Source organism: Comamonas testosteroni (genome assembly GCF_000761245.1).
Classification (GTDB): Bacteria; Pseudomonadota; Gammaproteobacteria; order Burkholderiales; family Burkholderiaceae_C; genus Comamonas; species Comamonas testosteroni_C.
Genome location: NZ_AWOR01000040.1, coordinates 1 through 323, shown reverse-complemented (window position 1 = coordinate 323; position 323 = coordinate 1). Strand labels below are relative to the sequence as shown.

The 323-nt window shown below is 68.1% G+C and carries 1 protein-coding gene; it reads left to right on the top strand.

Features of this window, described 5'->3' with window-relative positions; genetic code table 11:
- Window positions 1-323: aldehyde dehydrogenase family protein (locus P353_RS08460; protein WP_034367962.1), on the top strand; the 323-nt coding region annotated here is incomplete at both ends.

Genomic DNA, 323 nt, shown 5'->3' with positions numbered 1-323 from the left:
TTTCCCGCCTGGTCCACCTCGGGCATCCAGGCGCGCTCCGACGCCCTGGACAAGATCGGCACGGAGATCCTGGCGCGCAAGGCCGAGCTTGGCGAGCTGCTGGCGCGCGAAGAAGGCAAGACCCTGCCCGAAGCCATTGGCGAAGTCGGCCGCGCCGGCCAGATCTTCAAGTTCTTTGCCGGTGAATGCCTGCGCCTGACGGGCGAGACCGTACCCTCGGTGCGCCCCGGCATCGGCGTGGAGATCACGCGCGAGCCGATTGGCGTGGTCGGCCTGATCACGCCCTGGAACTTCCCCATCGCCATCCCCGCCTGGAAGATCGC